This is a genomic window from Kineosporia corallincola (genome assembly GCF_018499875.1).
GTDB lineage: Bacteria > Actinomycetota > Actinomycetes > Actinomycetales > Kineosporiaceae > Kineosporia > Kineosporia corallincola.
Window position 1 is genome coordinate 247,539 of record NZ_JAHBAY010000007.1, and the last position, 19,647, is coordinate 267,185.

Annotated in this window: 17 protein-coding genes; 11 read left to right on the top strand and 6 right to left on the bottom strand. The window is 71.3% G+C overall.

Annotated elements, in window-relative coordinates:
* Nucleotides 1-123: 123 nt before the first annotated feature.
* Nucleotides 124-477 carry a hypothetical protein gene (locus KIH74_RS18620; protein WP_214157240.1) on the bottom strand — a complete coding sequence of 118 codons (354 nt, stop codon included), beginning with the start codon at nucleotides 475-477 and terminating at the stop codon, nucleotides 124-126.
* Between the two features lie 185 nt (nucleotides 478-662).
* On the opposite strand from KIH74_RS18620, the gene KIH74_RS18625 reads away from it, so the two are divergent.
* Nucleotides 663-857 (top strand): hypothetical protein, encoded by a 195-nt coding sequence (locus tag KIH74_RS18625; protein ID WP_214157241.1) that lies wholly within the window; start codon nucleotides 663-665, stop codon nucleotides 855-857.
* A 7-nt stretch (nucleotides 858-864) separates the two neighbouring features.
* Here the strand turns inward: KIH74_RS18625 and panB are convergent, their stop codons facing one another.
* On the bottom strand, nucleotides 865-1,728 hold the full coding sequence (panB, locus tag KIH74_RS18630; RefSeq protein WP_214157242.1) for a 3-methyl-2-oxobutanoate hydroxymethyltransferase: 864 nt from the start codon (nucleotides 1,726-1,728) through the stop codon (nucleotides 865-867).
* A 301-nt stretch (nucleotides 1,729-2,029) separates the two neighbouring features.
* Between panB and glnA the strand changes: the two genes are divergently transcribed.
* From glnA to KIH74_RS18645, 3 genes are all read left to right on the top strand, one after another.
* Nucleotides 2,030-3,367, top strand: coding sequence for a type I glutamate--ammonia ligase (glnA, locus tag KIH74_RS18635; protein WP_214157243.1), 1,338 nt, complete (start codon nucleotides 2,030-2,032; stop codon nucleotides 3,365-3,367).
* A gap of 187 nt (nucleotides 3,368-3,554) precedes the next feature.
* The gene (locus KIH74_RS18640) at nucleotides 3,555-4,145 is read left to right on the top strand and encodes a hypothetical protein (protein WP_214157244.1); all 591 of its coding nucleotides are present in this window, start codon (nucleotides 3,555-3,557) and stop codon (nucleotides 4,143-4,145) included.
* 2 nt (nucleotides 4,146-4,147) lie between these two features.
* On the top strand, nucleotides 4,148-5,500 hold the full coding sequence (locus KIH74_RS18645; RefSeq protein ID WP_214157245.1) for a signal peptidase I: 1,353 nt from the start codon (nucleotides 4,148-4,150) through the stop codon (nucleotides 5,498-5,500).
* A 13-nt stretch (nucleotides 5,501-5,513) separates the two neighbouring features.
* Here the strand turns inward: KIH74_RS18645 and KIH74_RS18650 are convergent, their stop codons facing one another.
* From KIH74_RS18650 to KIH74_RS18660, 3 genes are all read right to left on the bottom strand, one after another.
* Complete coding sequence (locus KIH74_RS18650) at nucleotides 5,514-6,992, bottom strand: hypothetical protein (RefSeq protein ID WP_214157246.1); 1,479 nt, start codon at nucleotides 6,990-6,992, stop codon at nucleotides 5,514-5,516.
* Nucleotides 6,985-7,968 carry a KGGVGR-motif variant AAA ATPase gene (locus tag KIH74_RS18655; protein WP_214157247.1) on the bottom strand — a complete coding sequence of 328 codons (984 nt, stop codon included), beginning with the start codon at nucleotides 7,966-7,968 and terminating at the stop codon, nucleotides 6,985-6,987. Before KIH74_RS18655 ends, KIH74_RS18650 begins: the two co-directional genes overlap by 8 nt.
* Before the next feature lie 326 nt (nucleotides 7,969-8,294).
* On the bottom strand, nucleotides 8,295-8,708 hold the full coding sequence (locus tag KIH74_RS18660) for a hypothetical protein (RefSeq protein ID WP_214157248.1): 414 nt from the start codon (nucleotides 8,706-8,708) through the stop codon (nucleotides 8,295-8,297).
* Nucleotides 8,709-8,862: 154 nt separating this feature from the next.
* Here KIH74_RS18660 and KIH74_RS18665 point away from each other — a divergent pair, with 154 nt between their 5' ends.
* The 7 genes from KIH74_RS18665 (at nucleotide 8,863) to glnII (ending at nucleotide 19,113) form a co-directional block, all read left to right on the top strand.
* Entirely contained in the window at nucleotides 8,863-9,627 is a 765-nt protein-coding gene (locus tag KIH74_RS18665; protein ID WP_214157249.1) for a type 1 glutamine amidotransferase, read from the top strand.
* Nucleotides 9,628-9,874: 247 nt separating this feature from the next.
* A complete protein-coding gene (locus KIH74_RS18670; RefSeq protein WP_214157250.1) occupies nucleotides 9,875-13,114 on the top strand; it encodes a bifunctional [glutamine synthetase] adenylyltransferase/[glutamine synthetase]-adenylyl-L-tyrosine phosphorylase in 3,240 nt (1,079 codons plus the stop codon).
* Complete coding sequence (locus KIH74_RS18675; RefSeq protein WP_214157251.1) at nucleotides 13,111-13,632, top strand: NADPH-dependent FMN reductase; 522 nt, start codon at nucleotides 13,111-13,113, stop codon at nucleotides 13,630-13,632. The genes KIH74_RS18670 and KIH74_RS18675 overlap by 4 nt, the downstream gene beginning before the upstream one ends.
* Before the next feature lie 97 nt (nucleotides 13,633-13,729).
* The gene (locus tag KIH74_RS18680) at nucleotides 13,730-14,233 is read left to right on the top strand and encodes a hypothetical protein (RefSeq protein ID WP_214157252.1); all 504 of its coding nucleotides are present in this window, start codon (nucleotides 13,730-13,732) and stop codon (nucleotides 14,231-14,233) included.
* 54 nt (nucleotides 14,234-14,287) lie between these two features.
* On the top strand, nucleotides 14,288-16,645 hold the full coding sequence (gene secD / locus KIH74_RS18685; RefSeq protein ID WP_214157253.1) for a protein translocase subunit SecD: 2,358 nt from the start codon (nucleotides 14,288-14,290) through the stop codon (nucleotides 16,643-16,645).
* Between the two features lie 9 nt (nucleotides 16,646-16,654).
* A complete protein-coding gene (locus KIH74_RS18690) occupies nucleotides 16,655-17,929 on the top strand; it encodes a cation:proton antiporter (protein ID WP_214157254.1) in 1,275 nt (424 codons plus the stop codon).
* 173 nt (nucleotides 17,930-18,102) lie between these two features.
* Complete coding sequence (glnII, locus tag KIH74_RS18695; protein ID WP_214157255.1) at nucleotides 18,103-19,113, top strand: glutamine synthetase GlnII; 1,011 nt, start codon at nucleotides 18,103-18,105, stop codon at nucleotides 19,111-19,113.
* A 65-nt stretch (nucleotides 19,114-19,178) separates the two neighbouring features.
* Here glnII and KIH74_RS18700 read toward each other — a convergent pair whose 3' ends face one another.
* Nucleotides 19,179-19,604, bottom strand: a complete 426-nt coding sequence (locus tag KIH74_RS18700; protein ID WP_214157256.1) for a hypothetical protein — start codon at nucleotides 19,602-19,604, stop codon at nucleotides 19,179-19,181.
* Nucleotides 19,605-19,647: the final 43 nt, after the last annotated feature.

The window sequence follows — 19,647 nt, forward strand, 5'->3', positions numbered from 1 at the left end:
CCCGGCAGTCTAGGACTTTGCCCGGGTCCGGTCCTCCCGGCGGACGGCGGGCCTCGTCGCGGGCTCCTCGTCGTCCATGATTTTCCTGCCCGGCCGGCCCGAGAAGACCGGCCGGGCAAGGATTCAGACCCGGATGTCGAGCCGGGTGCCCTCGGTGCGGGTGATCACCACGGTCTGCACCGGGCCGACGGCGGCCGGGGAGAGTGGGTTCTCCACGGTGCCGCGCTTGGGGCCGCGGTAGTTGACGTACTGCTCGTACATCGCGGTCAGGTAGACGTCGCCGCTGACCGGCACGGCGTTCCGGTCGCCGTCGGCGATCTTGTCGAAACCGGCTCTGGCGGGCGAGTTCTCACCCGACGACTGGGCGCCGTACGACCAGGCCTGGCCCTGTGAGCCGGCCGGGTTGGCGTCCGGGTCGGGCGAGGTGAGAGCGATCCGGGCGCTCGACAGGGGTTGACCCCCGATGCGCATGTCCATGACAGGTTCCCCCGGGCATCTGATTCACATCCGGTCTCGTCCATGAGAGCGGTGGGTGACACAGGCAACATCGGTGATCGCGGCCGTCGGCTTGAACCGCGCGGGAGATCGGATCAATGGACGACGAGGGGCCCGGGCGACCGCTGCGGGGGCGTATCGGGCACCCCGGGGCTATCTTGGCGATCATGAGCGAAGGTGCCGAGCAGTACTGGTACAACCTGTCGACCGGCCAGGTGGAGGCCTCGTCCCGGAAAGGGCAGGGCAAGGACGTGATGGGTCCTTACCCCACCCGGGCGGCCGCCCAGCAGGCCCTGGAATCAGCCCGCGCCCGCACCGAGGCGTGGGACGAGGAGGACCGTCGCTGGAAGGACGGGGACTGATCCCCGGTCAGTCCTCGAAGGAGTGCTCCGGCGCGGGGAACGTGCCGTGCCGGACGTCGCGGGCGTACTCCTGCGCGGCCTCGGTCAGGATGCCGCGCAGGTCCGCGTACTTCTTCACGAACCGGGCCGTCTTCCCGCCGGTGAACCCGGCCATGTCGGTCCACACCAGCACCTGGGCGTCACAGTCCGGCCCGGCGCCGATGCCGACCGTGGGCACGTCGAGTGCCTTGGTCACGGCGGCGGCGGCCGGGGCGGGCACCATCTCCATCAGCACCGAGAAGGCCCCGGCGGCCTGGAGCGCGAGCGCGTCCTCGAGCAGCTGCTCGGCGTTCTCGCCCCGGCCCTGCACCCGGTAGCCGCCCAGGGCGTGTTCGCTCTGCGGCGTGAAGCCGATGTGCGCCATCACCGGAATCCCGGCCTCGGCGAGCAGTTTCACGGTGGGCGCGAGCGCGGCCCGGCCCTCCAGCTTCACCGCGTGCGCCCCGCCCTCCTTCATGATCCGCACAGCGCTGTCGAAGGCCTGCTGCGGTGAGCCCTGGTAGCTGCCGAACGGCAGGTCGGCGACCACCAGCGCGTGCGGTGCCGCCCCCGAGACGGCCCGGGTCAGCGGGATCATCTCGTCCAGGCTGATCGGCAGGGTGGTGCGGTAGCCCAGCACGTTGTTGGCGGCCGAGTCGCCGACCAGCAGCACCGGGATGCCGGCCGCGTCGAACACCGACGCCGACAGCTGGTCGTACGCCGTCAGCATGGCCCAGCGCTCGCCCCGGGCCTTCATCTGCTGGAGATGGTGGATCCGGATCTTCCTCACCGGTGCCTGGTCGGTGGTCACCGGTGTGCCGCCGTACGGGGCGGCCTCTTCCTGCTGGCTCATCGCTTCGCCTCCTCGGGGAACTCTCGTCCCATCGTCCTACGCCCGGGCCACGCTGCCATGACGCCTCACGTGCGGGGAGTCACACCCGGGCGGCTGTCGTTTTCAACCGGAGGGGGCGTCGTGCCGATGCCGGGGCAGGGCCCGGACCGGCGCCGGGTGAGTTACGCCACCGTAGGCTGTTCTGCGGCGACCGACGGCCTCCGGGAGTGCACCGAAGCACCCCGGATCTGGCAGGCTCGGCCGTATCGCGCGCGGGCCGGCGAAAGGCCCGCGGACGGCACGGAAGAAGGAAAGGACCGGCATGGACAGGCAGCAGGAGTTCATTCTCCGCTCGATCGAGGAGCGGGACATCCGGTTCATCCGGCTCTGGTTCACCGACATCCTCGGGTCACTGAAGAGCGTCTCGATCGCCCCGGCCGAGCTGGAGGGTGCGTTCGCCGAGGGCATCGGGTTCGACGGCTCCGCGATCGAGGGCCTCGCCCGGGTGCACGAGGCGGACATGCTCGCCAAGCCCGACCCCTCCACGTTCCAGGTGCTGCCCTGGCGTGGTGAGTCGCAGGGCACCGCCCGGATGTTCTGCGACATCCTCACGCCCGACCGCGAGCCGGCCCTGATGGATCCGCGCAACGTGCTCAAGCGCGCCCTGAACAAGGCCGCCGAGCACGGGCTGAGCTTCTACACCCACCCCGAGATCGAGTTCTACCTGTTCAAGGAGCCGTCCACCTGGGGCCAGGAGCCCGAGCCGGTGGACCAGGCGGGTTACTTCGACCACGTGCCGCGCGGCACCACGCACGACTTCCGGCGGGCCGCGATCGGCGTGCTGGAGTCGATGGGCATCTCGGTGGAGTTCAGCCACCACGAGGCCGGGCCGGGCCAGAACGAGATCGACCTGCGCTACGCCGACGCGCTGACCATGGCCGACAACATCATGACCTTCCGCACGGTGATCAAGGAGGTCGCGCTCGAGCAGGGGCTGTTCGCCTCGTTCATGCCCAAGCCGCTGAACGAGCACCCGGGTTCGGGCATGCACACCCACTTCTCGCTGTTCGAGGGTGACCAGAACGCCTTCCACGAGGCCGGCGCCGAGTACCAGCTGAGCAAGGTCGGGCGGCAGTTCATCGCGGGCATGCTGAAGCACGCCGCCGAGATCACCGCCGTCACCAACCAGTGGGTGAACTCGTACAAGCGCATCTGGGGCGGCGCCGAGGCCCCGGCCTACATCTGCTGGGGCCACAACAACCGCTCGGCCCTGATCCGGGTGCCGATGTACAAGCCGGGCAAGGGCCAGTCCACCCGCGTGGAGTACCGCGGCCTGGACAGCGCCACCAACCCCTACCTGGCCTACGCACTGATGCTGAACGCCGGTATGAAGGGCATCGAGCAGGGCCTGGAGCTGCCGGAGGGCGCCGACGACAACGTCTGGTCGCTGACCGAGGCCGAGCGCCGGGCGATGGGCATCACCCGGCTGCCGGAGAACCTCGACCAGGCGATCTCGATCATGGAAGACTCCGAGCTGGTGGCGGAGACCCTGGGCGAGGGCGTGTTCGACTTCTTCCTGCGCAACAAGCGTGCGGAGTGGGCCGACTACCGCTCGCAGGTCACGCCGTTCGAGCTGAAGCGGTACCTGCCGCTGCTGTAGGTGCCGGACAAGGCCGGTCGAAAGGGGCGGTGCGGGGTTCCGTACCGCCCCTTGGTGCGTCCGCTCCCTGGCGAACGGCTGATTCGTCGCCTTCCGGCCTCAGGACGAGTGGGGTTCCGAGCGACTGATCCAGCAGGAGGCTGTCCTCACCGGGGACGCCGAGGCCGGTTCAGGAGTTCGCAGCCGCATGTCAGACACCGCCGCCGGTCGCCGGATGCCGGTGCGGATCGTGGTGGCCGGTGCCGTGGCGGGCGCGCTGCTGTGCACCGGAACGCTCTGGCGCACCACCGGCGCGATGTTCGGCGACACCACCACGAACAGCAGCAGCTGGAGTGCGGGCAGCGTGACGGTCACCGACGACGACGCGGGCAGCGCGCTGTTCGACAGCACCCGGGACGGCGTGCTCACCGGTGGCCAGACGCTGACCCGGTGCATCCTGGTCACCTACACCGGTTCGGTCACCTCCGGCACCCGCATCCGGCTGTACGCCGACGCGAGCGGGACGCTGGCCGGTCAGCTCGACCTGACGGTCGACGAGGGCACCGGCGGATCGTCCGGCGACTGCTCGGGTTTCAGCCCCACCACGCCCGGCCTGTACACCGGCACGCTCGCCTCCTTCGCCACCGCGGCCTCGTCGTTCGCCTCCGGCGTGGGCAGCTGGGAGCCCTCGGCCACCCCGGACAGCCGCACCTACCGGTTCACCGCGTCGGTGCGGAACACGGTGGCGGCCCGCAACGCGGTCGCGTCGGGCACCTTCACCTGGGAAGCCCGGGTCTGAGGATGGCGCGCGGGTGCTGGGCGGCGCTGCTGGGCGTCGTCCTCGGGTTCGTCCTGATCGTCGGGGCGGTGCTGACCGTACCCCGGCTGCTGGGCTGGCAGCCGGTCACCGTGGTCTCCGGCTCGATGGCCCCGGCCGTCCGGGCCGGCGACGTGCTGCTCGTGGCCCCTCTCGGGGCCCGGCCGGCCCGGGTCGGCGAGGTGGTCACCTACCGCCGGCCGGGCACCGGGGCGCTGGTCACCCACCGGATCACCACGGTGGACGACGAGGGGCGCGCCTACCGCACCCGCGGTGACGCCAACCTGGTGGACGACGCCGGCCCGGTACCGGCCGGCGCGGTGCTGGGACGTGCCCGGGTGCGCGTGCCGCTGGCCGGTCTGCCGGTGCTGCACCCGGCCGCCACCGGAATCGTGCTGCTGGGCGGCACGGTGCTGGTGGCGGGATGCGTGCTACGGCGGAGGCGGCTGCGCCGGGACCGGCTGGGGCAGAATCGGTTGCGGCAGGATCGGTTACGGCGGGACCGGCTGCGGCGGCACCGGCCCGTGATGCTGGTCGCCGGCCTGTGCCTGGGCTGCCTCGGGCTCACGGCCGTGCTGCCGGCCAGCGCCGCGCAGTTCACCTCGGCCACCGACACCGGGTTCAGCTTCGGCACCGGCGACTGGCAGGCGTTTCCCCAGCAGGTGCGCGACCTGGGCCCGGTCTCGTACTGGCCGCTCGACGAGACCTCGGGCACGACGGTGGCCGACGCCGTCGGCGGCAACCCGATGACCTATGTGGGCAGCCCCACCGTCGGCCTGACCGGGGCCCTGTACGGCAGCCCCGGGCACGCCCTCGGCCTGAACACCAACGCCCAGGGAGCCCAGACGGCAGCCTCCCCGGCCACACTGAACCTGCGGGGCCCGATCAGCGTGATGGCCTGGGTGAAGATGCCCGCCGGCGGGTCCACCGCCAGCAGCCGGATCGTGGCGAAGTACGCCTACGCCGGGTCGGGCGGCGTCAGCTACATGCTGGCCCTCAGCGCCGACCAGACCTCCATGCGCCTGCTGTTCGACCTGACCGCGGGCAGCCCGTCGCGGCCGGTGGCCTACGCGCCGATCCCGTCCGACCACGCCTGGCACCTGTACGTGGGCACCTGGGACGGCTCGACCGTGCGGGTCTACCGCGACGGCGTGCTGGGCGGCTCGACCCCGGTGACCGGCGCCGGGCAGCTGGTCTCCACCACCGCCCGGGTCACCGTCGGCGCCCCGGGCTTCAGCGAGTCGGCCGTGGGCACGACGGTGGACGAGGCCGCGGTGTGGGACCGGGCGCTGAGCGCGACGGAGATCTCGGCCCTCTACCGGGCCGGCACCTCATGAGGTCAGTGTGACGTCAGCGCCGTCGGACGCGTGGAACGCCGCCCTTACGGCCGATGTCGAAGGCGATGCGATAGACGTCAGGCAGGTCGATCCTCCCGTCTGAACGAAAGCTCATCACCCCGAGGTTTCTCAGCTCGTCGATCAGACCGTCGGGTGTGCGTGCCCTGGGCCCTGTCCGGATGTCGTCGTCGGAGTCCTCGTCGTCGGGCGAAACGGGCGCGACCCGTTCCCAGAACGATTCCCCGGCCCAGCGTTCCACCAGGATCTCGCGTTCCATCGGCACCTGGAGGCCGGCCAGCTCCTCCACCGCGACGCCTACCCAGGGGATGTCCTCGCGCATCTCGCCGACCCTGATCTGCGACGCGTGCTGGACCCCCGACCGGATCGCGTCGTAGTGCAGGGCATACGAGTGGCCGCCGTACCGACTGGCGGTGTTCTCCGCGGCGTTCGACAGAGCGCTGAGAAAACTCCTTGGACTCACCTGCCGGGACCCGTCCATCAGATGATTCGGCAGCCAGGAGTAGGTGTGGCCCTTGCGGTGGTCCAGGCCCATGTAAGGCCCGGCGATCCCGACGAACAACTCGCGCTGGCTGGTCGCGTCGCTCGCCACCCGGGTGGGCATGACATAGCGTTCCTCGGCGTCTTCCTCGGCGGGCTGAAGAAGCCAGGTCCCAGGCGCGGAGTGCTGCCGGAACCGGGCGGAGAGCTCGGGATCGCCGTTGCCGAGATGGTGGAAGAAGAGACCGTAGAGGTTGGTCTCCGACCAGGTGAGCTCGGCGGCGTTGGCGATGAGCTTGGAGGCGTCGGCGAAGGTGAACGACGACGCGGTGAGCATGTCGGGGCGGATGAAGATCTTGGCCCGCAGCCGCCGGTACCCGGTCCGCAGGTCGAGGGCGAGTCGTAGGATGCCTTCGATCAGATGGTTGGCCTGTTCACGGTCTTCGTGAAGCCGGTCCAGGGCGTCGAAAAGGATCAGTGACTGCCGGTTCTCGGCAGCCAGCCGCTGGTCGGCGGCGGCCAGCTCCCGTTCCAGGTCTTCCGGTGAATCCTCGACCCACCGGACCTTCTCCGCCCAGGTGGCCGCCGAGACCACAGGTGCGCTGCGCAGTCCTTGCAGCAGCACCGCGGTCCAGATCGCCGTCGACTGCCGGCCGTCGGCGAGAAGGGCTCGCAGTACGGACGGCCCGGGGTACGAGTCCGGCTGGCGTTCTGATCCGTACCCGCTCAGCGGCTGGATGCGCCGCAGCGATTCGAGCCGGTACTCGACCGCAGCCAGGCTGCGCAGGTTTTCCCGGTGCAAGGCCTTGAACCACACCGTTTTTCCGGAACCCCGGGCGCCCTGCACCAGAGTGACGTCCGGGTCGAGGGCGAGACGGTGGTTGTCGGGCGTGAAGAGACCGGCGAAGTCGGGATCCTTGGTATCGGCGTCGACCGTGGTGGGGACCGACGACTGGATCAGGCTGCGGTACTCGGACGAGGTCAGTTCAGTCATTCGTGTCTCCCACGGCGAGTTCGGCGGCCCAGTCGAGGAATTCACGGAACGCTGCCCTGATCAGTTCTGATTCCTGCCAGTTCGCCCGGGCTGAGGGATCCAGCCCGACCATCTCCCCGACGAAGAGAATCGGGACGGCGTAGTGCGGCGCCGTGACATCGTCGGGAGCGGGGTTGAAAGCTTCGGCGTCCCAGGTCGTGGCGTCGTCGTACAGGGATGTGGCGAAACAGTCCTGTGCGCGGTCGCGGAACCGGGACAGATACGTGCTCGCCGATCCCGGCGGCGTCAGGGCGGCGACGGTGCGGAGACGCTCCCGGATGACGGTCGCCCGGTCGGCGTCGGCCCACTGTTGGAAGAGGTCTCCGTACCCGGTCCATGTCTGCTCGTTGTCAGTGGCGAACAGAAAGGTCAGATCGCTCAGCCGGCTGATCGCGGCAGCGGCGACGTCGTGGATTCCCGCACGGCTGTCCAGCAGCACGACGTCCGGCCGGCGGCTGAGGGATCCCACCTGGGCCTCGCAGAACGATATCGCCGCGTCCAGCCTGTCTGCGAAGGTCGCCCGGCCGCCGGCCGCCGTGGTGAGGTCGGCATAGATACGGTTCAGTTTCGGCAGGTAAGAATAGCCGGCCCGGGGGCGGCCTCGCGCCGGGGCGACCCACACCTCGCCGTTGCCCTTGACCTGAATCTTGTTGCTGCGGGCCACGACATCCAGTTCGGTCGCGTGGTCTCCGAGTGCGGCCTCGATCAGGAAGTCCACCAGACCGTAATTGGCTGCCTCTGTCTCGGTCTGGAGTAGCGGCCCGATCCCGGGAGACTCCAGGTCGAGGTCGACGACCAGGACACAGCGACCGGTCTCCGCCAGGCGCTCGGCGAGCAGGAAGGTGGCCGACGTGCGCCCGACACCACCCTTGAAGCCGTACAGCGTGACCCGTCGGGAAGCGGGGTCGGCCTTCACCCTGAGCCAGTCGGCGCCCACGATTCCACGCTCCAGCACAGCGGTGAACCCGGCTTCCCCGGTGCGCTCGTCGAGGAGCACGAGATCGCGGCTCCGGAAGATGTCGTCCGGATCGATCAGAGCGCCGGCCACGGCGACGGTCATGGGTGAGGCGTACTCGCCGAGGGCTTCACGCAGTCGGGCTCGCCACCCGTCCAGTTGCTCGGGCGTCGTCGGCCTGGCCCTGTCGTCAATGACGACGGTGATTCTTCCGGCGAGGTCGCGTAGTGCCACCACATCTGATCCGGAGGCACTGAGTTCCGGGAGCCGGGTGCGGACGTACGCCCAGGCGTCGTCGAATCTCATGGTCATGACAGGCCACCGTCGAGCTGGGCCTGCTGGTGGAGCCGGGCGACGGTTGTCGCGGCCTCGAGGTGGCTGCGGCAGATCTCGGGAGTGACGGCTGTGCCGTTCGCGTAGCGGTCCCAGACCTGCCAGCTGCCGCGGAACGGATTGTCCGAACTGATCAGTGTCAGGAACTGCGCGCCGGAGCGGCCCTGGGCGTGCAGGGCGAGGTGGTCCCACACGTCAGGCAGGTGCCCGTACTCGACGACACGACCCTCCGGTGTGACGGTCTCGGGTTTGATCCTGCCCATCCGGCCACCGAGGAAGTCGAGCAGTATGGCTTTCAGAAGGCATTCCGCCGCCAGCCCAGCCAGATGATCGGCATTGGCGTGACGTGCGGAGGCTTCCAAGTGATTCCCGTCGTCGAGGTGTCGCATACCGGCGCCTGCGAAGTCGGAGGACGATGTTGTAGACGTCGTGGCCACACTGCACACTATCGAGTTGTCATGGTGGACGGGCGATCAATGGCGAGAGCGTGGATCGCCCGGGGCGAACAGAGGCGCCGGACAAGCAATCAGAGGGCGGTGGACGGTGCGGAATCAAGCATACGGTGGGGCGGCTGAGGTTCGGCCGGTCCTGATCGTCGAGCACGAGAGTGCCTGCCCGCCCGCGCTGTTCGGGGCCGGTCTCTCGTCGTCCACCGTTGACGCCGAGACGGTCAGGCCGTACCGCGGCGATCCGGTGCCCGGTGACCTGGACCGGTACGACGGGCTGGTGGTGCTGGGCGGGGCGATGGCGGCCTGGGACGACGAGGTGGCGCCCTGGCTGCCCGCCGTGCGCGCGCTGCTGGCCGGGGCGGTGGCGCGGAACGTGCCCACGCTGGGCATCTGCCTGGGGGCCCAGCTGCTGGCCCTGGCCTGCGGCGGACGGGTGGAACGCGGCGCGGCCGGTCTGGAGGCCGGGGTGAACCCGGTGACCGTTCTGCCGGCCGCCGATGCCGACCCGTTCTTCGGCCCGGTCGGCGACCGGCTGGGGTCCGGGCCGTGGCAGGTGCGGCACTTCCACCACGACGCGGTGACCGCCCTGCCGCCCGACGCCGAGCTGCTGGTGACCGGAAAGGTCTATCCGCACCAGGGTTTCCGGGTGGGAGAGAACGCCTGGGCGGTGCAGTACCACCCGGAGGTCAGCGGCGACGGGTTCGCGGTGTGGGCGGCACGGGCCGAGGCGTCCGGCGCGGTGCCGTCCGCGGCCGCCCTGCTGGCCCCGGTGCGGGCGGCCGAGCAGACCCAGGCCCGGGTGGCGCAGGCGCACGCGGCGGCGTTCGTGAGCGCGCTGCAACCGGCTTTCCCCGGCTGAGAGGCCCGCTGGAGTCTGCCGGTCCCACCTCGCGCCGTCGTCGGGTGACCGGCCCGGCACGGCAGCGGGAGGGCTGGTTCGTTTTTGACACCACCATGGCCGGCAGGGTGGTGTCAAAAAAGATCGATGCCCCCCCTGCGCCGCGCCCCGTGATGCCTCGCGAGGCTGCGCTCCGACGCCTGCCCCGCCCCCGCCGGAGGGACCGGCTCCCTCCCCGCGCGGTGGGCGACCGCATTACGGTGGTCGGGTGACGACTGCGCGTCAGGTAAGTTTCGCCGCCCGGCTGGCCCGGTTCGGGTTCGCCGACCCGACCGCCGCCGAGCGGGTGCTCGGCACCCCCGCGATGACCGAGTTGCTGGCCGCCGAGCCACCGGCCGAGCCGGACGGGTTCACCGGCGAGATACCGCCCCCCGGCGAGAAACTCCTGGCCGCTCTGGCCGAGTGCCCCGATCCGGATCTGGCCCTGGCCGCCCTCGGCCGGATGGTCGAGTCGCTGGCCCTCACCGATCGCGTACCCGGCGGGCTGGGCGGTCTCACCCCGGAGGTGCTGGAGCGGCTCGCCGCCGGCGACGGCCCGGTGGCGCAGCTGTCGCACGCCCTGGCCCGCGACGAGCTGACCGCGCGCCGTCTGTTCGCCGTGCTCGGCGGGTCCGGGGCGCTCGGCGACCACCTGGTGCGCCATCCCTGGCAGTGGCCGGTGATCGACGGCGAGCTGGGCGGCGACGACCTGCCCGCGGTCCGTCTCGGCGAGGTGCCCGACCACACCGCCGACCATCACGGGCATGCCCGGGAATATCTCGAAGGCGTTCCGCCGCAGCCCTTCTCGTCTTTCACCGGCGACGAGCTGCGGGCCGAGCTGCTGCGTGCGGTGGGCGCCGACCCGGACGCCGCGGTGCCGGTCGGCGAGCTGCCGCAGGAACAGGCCACCGACGCGCTGCGGGTGGCCTACCGCCGTCGCCTGCTCGGGCTGGCCGCGCGTGACCTGGCCGCCGACAACCCGCTGGCGATCGTGCCCACCGTCGCCGCGATCCTCGCCGACCTGGCCGCCGCCGCGCTGGAGGCCGCGCTCGCGGTGGCCCGCGGTGTGCTGCCCGGCCACGGCGCGAACTGCCGGATCGCGGTGATCGGCATGGGCAAGTGCGGCGGGCGCGAGCTGAACTACGTCAGCGACGTCGACGTGATCTACGTGGTGGAGGCCCCCGAGGGCGCCGACGAGCAGAAGGCGATCAGCGAAGGCACGCGGCTGGCGAGCACTCTCGGCCTGGTCTGCTCGAAAGTCACGCCGGAGGGCACACTCTGGCCGGTCGACGCCAACCTCCGGCCGGAGGGCCGGCAGGGCCCGCTGGTGCGCACCCTGGCCAGTCACCTGGCCTACTACGAGCGCTGGGCGCAGACCTGGGAGTTCCAGGCGCTGCTGAAGGCCCGGCTGGTGGCCGGCGACGCCGAGCTGGGCGCGCGGTACCTGGCCGGCATCGAGCCGCTGGTCTGGCAGGCCGCCGAGCGCGACAACTTCGTGCCCGACGTGCAGGCGATGCGCCGCCGGGTGGAGGAGCAGCTGAAGGGCCCCGACGCCGACCGGCAGCTCAAGCTCGGCGCGGGTGGCCTGCGCGACGTGGAGTTCTCGGTGCAGCTGCTGCAACTGGTGCACGGCCGGATCGACACCCGGTTGAGGACGGCGAACACCCTGCTCGGCCTGGAAGCCCTGAGTACCTTCGGCTATGTCGGCCGGGCCGACGCCGCGGAGCTCGACCGGGCCTACCGCATGCTCCGCTCGCTGGAGCACCGCATCCAGCTGTTCCGGCTCCAGCGCACCCACGTGGTGCCCACCGGCGAGGCCGACCTACGGCGCCTGGGGCGGGAGTTCGGCTTCCGCGCCGACCCGGGCGGGCAGCTCACCACGCTCTGGCGCAAGCAGGCCCGGGAGGTCCGGCGGCTGCACGAGAAGCTGTTCTACCGGCCGCTTCTCGCGGCCGCGGCCGAGCTCAGCAGCGACGAGGCCCGGCTCACCCCGGAGGCCGCGCGGGTGCGGCTGGCCGCGCTCGGCTACCGCGACCCGGCCGGGGCGATGCGCCACCTGAGCGCCCTCACCACCGGGGTGTCCCGGCGGGCGGCGATCCAGCGGCAGCTGCTGCCGGTGATGCTCGGCTGGTTCGCCGACGGCGCCGACCCGGACGCCGGGCTGCTCGACTTCCGCCGCCTGTCCGACGCCCTCGGCTCCACCCACTGGTACCTGAAGATGCTGCGCGACTCCGGCGCCGCGGCCGAGCGGCTGGCCCACGTGCTGTCGTCCAGCCAGCTGGTGGCCGAGCTGCTCCAGCGCAGCCCGGAGGCGGTGGCGCTGCTGGAGACCGACGAGGTGCTCCAGCCCCAGCCGCTGGAGTCGATGATCGCCTCCGTGCGCAAGGGCGCGGCCCGGCACGAGGGCGATCCGGTGGGCGGGGCGATGGCTGCGCGGGCGGTGCGGCGGCGCGAGACCATCCGCACCGGGGTGGCCGACGTCGCCGGGCTCACCGACATCGACACCGTGGGCCACGCCCTCAGCGACTGCGCGGTGGCGGCGCTCGACGGCGCGCTGGTGGCGGCCGCCGACTCGGTGCGGGCCCGGCGGGGCGACCTGCCGGTGCGGATGGCGGTGATCGCTATGGGCCGGCTGGGCGGGCGGGAGAACAGCTACTCCAGCGACGCCGACGTGATGTTCGTGGCCGACCCGCTGCCCGGCACCGCGCCGCACGAGGCCCAGGCGGCCGCCGTCGACCTGTGCTCGGAACTGCGCCGCCTGCTCTCGGCCACCGGCCCGGAGCCGGCCCTGGCGGTCGACGCCAACCTGCGCCCGGAGGGCCGCAACGGCCCGCTCGTGCGCTCGCTGGCCTCCTACCGCGACTACTACGCGCGCTGGTCGGTGGCCTGGGAGGCGCAGGCCCTGACCCGGGCCCGGCCGATCGCCGGAGACGTCGCGCTGGGCCAGGAGTTCGTCGAGCTGATCGACCCGTTGCGCTGGCGTCCGGGTGGGCTCACCGACGCCGCGCTGATGGAGATCCGCCGGATCAAGGCCCGGGTGGAGTCGGAGCGGCTGCCCCGTGGCGCCGACCCGCACCGTCACCTCAAGCTCGGCCGCGGGGCGCTGGCCGACGTGGAGTGGACGGTGCAGCTGGTCCAGCTCCAGCACGCCCACGAGGTGCCCGGGCTGCGTGTCACCGGCACGATGGCGGCCCTCGACGCCGCGGTCGCCGCCGGTCTGGTCGAACCGGTGGACGGCGAGGTGCTGGCCGAGGCCTGGCGTCTGGCCGCCCGGTTCCGCAACGCGATCACGCTGTGGAAGGGCAACGCGAGCGACGTGCCTCCGGCCAACTACACCGCGCTCGACGGCGTGGCCCGGATCATGGGCTACCCCCCGGCGTCGGCGGGCCGGCTCGACGACGACTACCAGCGGGTGACCCGGAGGGCCCGCACCGTGGTGGAGCGGCTGTTCTACGGTTGGGACGTGTGACGCACCTCCTTCTGATCTCCGGCAGCACCCGGGCGGCATCGGGGAACACCGCCACCCTGCGCACCCTCGCCGGCCTGACACCGCCCGGCCACACGACGGACCTGTACGACGGGCTGTCCCGGCTGCCGGCGTTCAACCCGGACGACGACGAGCCGCCGCTGCCCGGGCCGGTCGCCGCCCTGCGGTCCCGCATCGAGGCGGCGGACGCCGTGGTGTTCTGCGTGCCGGAGTACGCGGGCACCGTCCCGGGCAGCCTGAAGAACCTGCTGGAGTGGACGGTGAAGGGCGCCCAGCTCTACGAGAAGCCGGTGGTCTGGATCGACGTGGCGAACACCGGGCGGGGCGCCGGCGCCCTGGCCACGCTGGAGGTGGTGCTCGGCTACGTCGGGGCCGTGCTGGTGCGGTCGGCCTGCCTGCGCACCATGGTGACCGGCCGCGACCGTGGGCCGGACTGCACGTTCACCGACCCGGAGCTGCGGCGCGAGCTGGCCGGGGTGTGGGACGCGCTGACCGCCTGATCGCCTGATCGCCTGATCGGGGGCCGGGCACAGCCCGTTCCCAGGTTCACGCGGGCGGCCCGCGAGCCGGGCGGACGTCACGGGTAGACTGGCGCCGATGACGCCACGTATCAGCCTGCGCCCGGCCGGAGCCGCCGCCGTGCTGATCACGTTTGCCGCCGTCGTCCTCACGCTGCTGAGCGTCACCAGCACGATGGCCCGCAACACCGGCGACACCATGCGTGCCGTCCCGGTCGCCGGTGCCGCGAGCCCGGGTGAGCCGGGCCCCGGCCCCGCGTCGTCCACACCGTTGTCCACCGACTCGTTGCCCTCGTCGCCCCAGCTCAGGGGCCGGCCGACGGCCACCGTCTCGCCCCTGTCGCACCGCTCCGCGGGGCAGGGCGCCCAGCACCGGTCCGCGGTGGCCGCGCTCGGGCAGAGCACCGACATCCATCATCCGGGCGGCTCGCCCGACGTCCCCGCCGCCCTCACCACGCGCGGCTCACTCTTCCCCGTCGATCTGACCGACCTGCCGATCGACGCGTCCGCCGAGGTCATCGCGACCACGGTGAGCATTTCGCACCGTGGTCGCGCACCACCTGCCACCGGGTACGGCATCTAAACACCCCTCCTCACGCACGGGTAGGGGTGTCTCTCACCCCTACCCGGAGGAGCCATGCGAGCTGTCCCCGTGGTGCGCGCGGTCGTCGCCCTCGCCGTCGTCGCCACCTCACTCTTCGTCGCGCTGACGATGTCCCCACGCCTGGGGCTCGACCTGCGCGGCGGCACCCAGATCGTGCTCCAGGCCAGCAGTACCGACACGGTCGAGGCGAACGCCGAGGCCACCGACCGGGCCCTGAGCGTGCTGCGCAACCGGATCGACGCGCTCGGCGTGAGTGATCCGACCGTCACCCGGTCCGGCGAGAACCGGATCATCATCGAGCTGCCCGGGGTGCAGGACCCGAGCGAGGCCGCCGAGGTGATCGGCCGCACCGCCCAGCTCACCTTCCACCCCGTCGTCTCGGCCGAGGCGCAGGGCGACCTGGAGGAGGGACAGCGGCGTCTCGTCGACGAGGACGGGCTGCCGCTGGTGATCGGTTCCTCGGTGATGACCGGTGAGGGCGTCGGCGACGCCGCCGGGCTGACCGACCCGTCGCAGGGCACCGGCTGGTTCGTCACGGTCGACTTCCGCGACGCCGGCGCGCAGGCCTGGCGAACGCTGACCGCCGAGGCAGCCTGCGCGGTGTCCGGCGACCCGCAGCGCCGGATCGCGATCGTGCTGGACGACGAGGTGATCTCGTCACCGCAGGTGGATCCGTCGGTGGCCTGCGGCGTCGGGATGACCGGCAGCAGCACCCAGATCACCGGCCGGTTCACCGCCGAGCAGGCGCAGGACCTGGCCGTGCTGATCAAGGGCGGTGCCCTGCCGGTGCCGGTCGAGGTGATCGAGCAGCGCACCGTCGGCCCGACGCTGGGTGCGGACGCGATCGACGCCTCGATCCGGGCGGCGGTCATCGGCCTGATCCTCACCGGCCTGTTCATCACGCTGGTCTACCGGGTGGTGGGGTTCCTCGCGACGCTGGCGCTGGCCGGCTACGCACTGATCTCGTACGCCTTCCTGGTGCTGCTCGGCGCCACCCTCACCCTGCCCGGCCTGGCCGGTTTCGTGCTGGCCATCGGCATGGCGATCGACGCCAACGTGCTGGTGTTCGAGCGGGCCCGGGAGGAGTTCGCCTCGGTGCCCCCGCAACGGCGCACGGCCCGGGGCGGGCTGGCCGGGGCGCTGAAGACCGGCTTCGACAAGGCCTGGACCGCGATCATCGACACCAACGTCACCACGTTGCTGGCGGCGGGCCTGCTGTTCGGCCTGGCCTCCGGACCGGTGCGCGGGTTCGGGGTGACGCTGTCGGTGGGTGTGGTGGCCTCGATGGTGTCCGCGCTGATCGTGGCCCGGGTGCTCACCGAGTGGGCGGTGCGGCGCAGCTTCGTGCGCGGCCGTCCCCGGGTCTCCGGGCTGGCGGGCAACGGCCGGCTGCGCCGGTGGCTGGCGGCCAGCGGACCCGACCTGATGCGCAGAAGTCGCATCTGGCTGGGCATCTCGGCCGCGATCGTGATGGTGTCGGTGGCCGGCATCGTGGTGCGGGGGCTCAACCTCGGCGTCGAGTTCACCGGCGGCCGGCTGCTGACCTTCAGCACCAGCCAGGCGATCACCGCCGACCAGGCGCGAGAAGCGGTCAGCGAGGCCGGTTTCCCGCGGGCCGTGGTGCAGACCTCGTCGCCGACCGGCGGGGCCGCCGAGACCATCAGCGTGCGCACCGAGGAGCTGACCAACGCCCAGGCCCTGACCATCGAGCAGTCCCTGGCCCGGGTCGGCGGCGAGGTGAGCAAGGAGACCGACGAGCTGATCGGGCCGAGCCTGGGCGACGAGCTGCGCACCAAGGCGCTGATCGCGCTCGGTGCGGCGATCCTGGCCCAGATGCTCTATCTCGCCGTCAGATTCCGCTGGACCTTCGGAATAGCCGCTGCTGTGACCATGTTTCACGACGTACTGGTGGTGGTCGGGGTGTTCGCCTGGCTCGGCAAACCGATCGACGGCGTGTTCCTCGCCGCCGCCCTCACCGTGATCGGCCTGAGCGTGAACGACACCGTCGTCGTGTTCGACCGGGTGCGTGAGATGCGCCGGGCCAGGCCCGGCGCGTCGTTCGCCTCGGTGGTGAACAGCGCTGTGCTGCAAACGGTTCCGCGCACCATCAACACCGGCCTCGGGGCCATGTTCATCCTCGCCGCCCTCACCGTGCTGGGTGGCGACTCGCTCACCGACTTCGCCCTGGCCCTGCTCATCGGGCTGGTCGTCGGCACCGCGTCCAGTGTGTTCACCGCCGCCCCGCTGGCGATCGCGCTGGAGCGGTTCTGGCCCGACCGTCCCGATCACACGCCGGAAGCGACCGATCAGGACCAGCGTTCGGAAAGACGCCCGGTGACGCGGACATCCGTCGACCCCTATGCCCACGTCCCCTCCGGTCGCGAGACGTAAGGACTGCCCATGCACCTCGCAGAAACCCTGATGGCCCTCGGCGGCGCGTTCCTCGCCGCCGGCCTGGCCGCCCGCCTGGGCCGCCGCTTCGGCCTGCCCACGATTCCGCTGTTCATGCTCGCCGGGCTGCTGCTCGGCCCCAACACCCCGGGCCTGGCGCTGGTCGAGGACCCGACCGAGTTCGCCCTGCTGTCCTCGCTCGGCCTGATCCTGCTGCTGTTCTACCTGGGCCTGGAGTTCCACCTCGACGACCTGATCGGCGGCGGCCGCAGGCTGCTCGCCGCCGGTGGCCTGTACCTGCTGATCAATGTCGGCCTCGGGCTGGGTTTCGGCTTCGCCCTGGGCTGGGGCAGCCGGGAGGCGTTCGTGCTGGCCGGCGTGATCGGCATCTCCAGCTCGGCCATCGTCACCAAGGTGCTCGTCGAGACCGGCCGGCTCGGCCGCCCGGAGAGCAAGCTGGTGCTCGGCATCATCGTGGTGGAAGACGTCTTCCTCGCCCTGTATCTGGCTCTGTTGCAGCCGGTTCTGAGCGACGCCAGCGGTTTCGGCGAGTCCGCCCAGCAGTTCGGCATCGCGTTCGGGTTCCTGGTGGTGCTCACCGCGATCGCCCGCTGGGGAGCCACGCTGGTCGGCCGGCTGGTCGACACCCGCGACGACGAACTGCTGATCGTCACGTTCGTCGGCCTGGCCGTGCTGAGTGCCGGGGTGGCCGAGAAGCTCGGTGTGTCCGACGCGATCGGCGCGTTCATGATCGGGCTGATCCTCGGCTCGGGCAAGGCCGGCGTGCGCATCCAGAAGCTGGTGCACCCGCTGCGTGACGCCTTCGCCGCGCTGTTCTTCTTCACCTTCGGCCTGACCATCGACCCGGGTGACGTGCTCAGCGTGTGGCTCCCGATCTCGATCGCCATCGTGGTCACCGTGGTGGGCAACCTGACCGCCGGTGCGCTGTCGTCGAGGATCTACGGATTCGGTCCGGAGAAGGCCAGTTTCGTGTCGCTCACGGTGCTGGCCCGGGGTGAGTTCGCGCTGATCCTGGCCTCGATGGCGGCGGTGGCCGGGCTGGACCCGCGGATCACCGCGTTCGTCGCCGGGTACGTGCTGGTGCTGGCCATCCTCGGCCCGCTCGCGGCCAGCCGCAGCGACGACTTCGCCCGGGTGCTCGACCGGGCCCTGGGCCGCTGGCTGCCCGAGGCCCCGGTGCCACAGCCGGCCGAGGAGACCCAGCGGGGCCAGAACGCGCGGTTCGAGGGCGTGATATCGGGCACGCCGGGAGGCAGGGACTGAGCGGAACCTTTCCGCATGACACACTCCCGTAACCGGGGAAATCAGTTCTTCATGTTCCGGCAATCGTTCGGCAGCATCCGCCGACAAAGGTCGGACCAGGAGAGTTGCCGGGTCCGGGTGCTCCACGCGCGAGCATCCGGACCCGGTACCTGAAGAGGAACCGAGGAGCCGACATGCCGTACCAGGCCGAATACATCTGGATCGACGGGACCGCGCCGACCCCGCTGATGCGCAGCAAGACGCGCATCGTCGCCGACGGCCAGGAGCCGGAGATCTGGGGTTTCGACGGCTCCAGCACCAACCAGGCTCCGGGCGAGAACAGCGACTGCGTGCTGCGTCCCGTGTTCACCTGTCCCGACCCGCTGCGCGGCGAGAACGACGTACTGGTGCTCTGCGAGGTCGAGCTCACCGACTTCACCCCGCACCCCACCAACACTCGCGCCGCCTGCGTCGCCGCGGCCGAGAAGTACGCCGACCAGAGCCCGAACTTCGGCATCGAGCAGGAGTACACGTTCTTCCAGGACGGCCGCCCGCTGGGCTGGCCCGCGGTCGGTTACCCGGCTCCGCAGGGTCCCTACTACTGCGGTGTCGGTGGCGGCAAGATGTACGGCCGCGAGATCGTCGAGAAGCACGCCGCGGCGTGCATCAAGGCCGGCCTGGCCATCGAGGGCACCAACGCCGAGGTCATGATGGGCCAGTGGGAGTTCCAGATCGGTGTGCTCCCCGCGCCGCTCATCGGTGACCACATCTGGGTCGCCCGCTGGCTGCTGCACCGCATCGCCGAGGACTTCGACGTCGAGGTGTCGTTCGACGCCAAGCCGGTGAAGGGCGACTGGAACGGCGCCGGGGCGCACACCAACTTCTCCACCGCCGCCACGATGGAGAGCTACGACGCCATCGTCACCGCCTGCGAGGCGCTCGGCAAGAAGGCCGACGAGCACGTCGCCGCCTACGGCGCGGGCATCGAGGACCGGCTGACCGGCGCCCACGAGACCGCCAGCTACAAGTCCTTCAGCTGGGGCGCCTCCGACCGCTCGGCCTCCATCCGCATCCCGTGGGCCGTGGAGAAGGCCAAGAAGGGCTGGCTCGAAGACCGCCGCCCCAACGCCAACGTCGACCCGTACGTGGTGTCGCGCATGCTGATCACCACCTGCTGCGCGGCGCTCGCCGGCGAAGAGGCCTGAGCTTCCTTCAAATCGAGGACGACGAGGAGCCCGTCACGGGCTCCTCGTCGTCCTCAGTTTTCTGGTCAGAAAGTGGCCGCCCGCAACGGATCCGGCTCGTCGATGACATCGTGCAGCACGGCCAGCACGATGTCGGCCAGATCCGGTTCCATGTGGGCGCCGCCCAGCTCGTCGGTGGCGATGAACGGGCCGGGCATTCCCTTGGCCCGCCAGGCCCGCTCGATCGCCGAGTGAGTGCCGCCCACCGCCTTGGCCGAGCCGACGATGGCCACCAGGTCGTCGTACTCGGCCGAGCCGGGAGAGGCCTGGGCCACGTGCCGGATGTACTCCGTGCGCTTCTCGCCGTAGCCGCGCAGCAGGGCGATCACCTTCTGGCGCACGGCTTCCGGGGTGGGCGTCTCGTGCCCGGGGGCCAGCCGGTCGAGCAGCACCCGGGCACGCTCCACGTCGTTCGGGTCGTCCGGATCGAACGTCAGGGTGATCGTGGCCATACGCGCGATGATGCGCGGCATCCATATGGACCGCAAGTGCTGT

Excerpts from the sequence above, each read along its gene's own strand:
- KIH74_RS18620 (WP_214157240.1), bottom strand. The coding sequence starts at position 477 with ATGGACATGCGCATCGGGGGTCAACCCCTGTCGAGCGCCCGGATCGCT.
- KIH74_RS18625 (WP_214157241.1), top strand. The coding sequence starts at position 663 with ATGAGCGAAGGTGCCGAGCAGTACTGGTACAACCTGTCGACCGGCCAG.
- panB (WP_214157242.1), bottom strand. The coding sequence starts at position 1,728 with ATGAGCCAGCAGGAAGAGGCCGCCCCGTACGGCGGCACACCGGTGACC.
- glnA (WP_214157243.1), top strand. The coding sequence starts at position 2,030 with ATGGACAGGCAGCAGGAGTTCATTCTCCGCTCGATCGAGGAGCGGGAC.
- KIH74_RS18640 (WP_214157244.1), top strand. The coding sequence starts at position 3,555 with ATGTCAGACACCGCCGCCGGTCGCCGGATGCCGGTGCGGATCGTGGTG.
- KIH74_RS18645 (WP_214157245.1), top strand. The coding sequence starts at position 4,148 with ATGGCGCGCGGGTGCTGGGCGGCGCTGCTGGGCGTCGTCCTCGGGTTC.
- KIH74_RS18650 (WP_214157246.1), bottom strand. The coding sequence starts at position 6,992 with ATGACTGAACTGACCTCGTCCGAGTACCGCAGCCTGATCCAGTCGTCG.
- KIH74_RS18660 (WP_214157248.1), bottom strand. The coding sequence starts at position 8,708 with ATGCGACACCTCGACGACGGGAATCACTTGGAAGCCTCCGCACGTCAC.
- KIH74_RS18680 (WP_214157252.1), top strand. The coding sequence starts at position 13,730 with ATGACGCCACGTATCAGCCTGCGCCCGGCCGGAGCCGCCGCCGTGCTG.
- secD (WP_214157253.1), top strand. The coding sequence starts at position 14,288 with ATGCGAGCTGTCCCCGTGGTGCGCGCGGTCGTCGCCCTCGCCGTCGTC.
- KIH74_RS18690 (WP_214157254.1), top strand. The coding sequence starts at position 16,655 with ATGCACCTCGCAGAAACCCTGATGGCCCTCGGCGGCGCGTTCCTCGCC.
- glnII (WP_214157255.1), top strand. The coding sequence starts at position 18,103 with ATGCCGTACCAGGCCGAATACATCTGGATCGACGGGACCGCGCCGACC.
- KIH74_RS18700 (WP_214157256.1), bottom strand. The coding sequence starts at position 19,604 with ATGGCCACGATCACCCTGACGTTCGATCCGGACGACCCGAACGACGTG.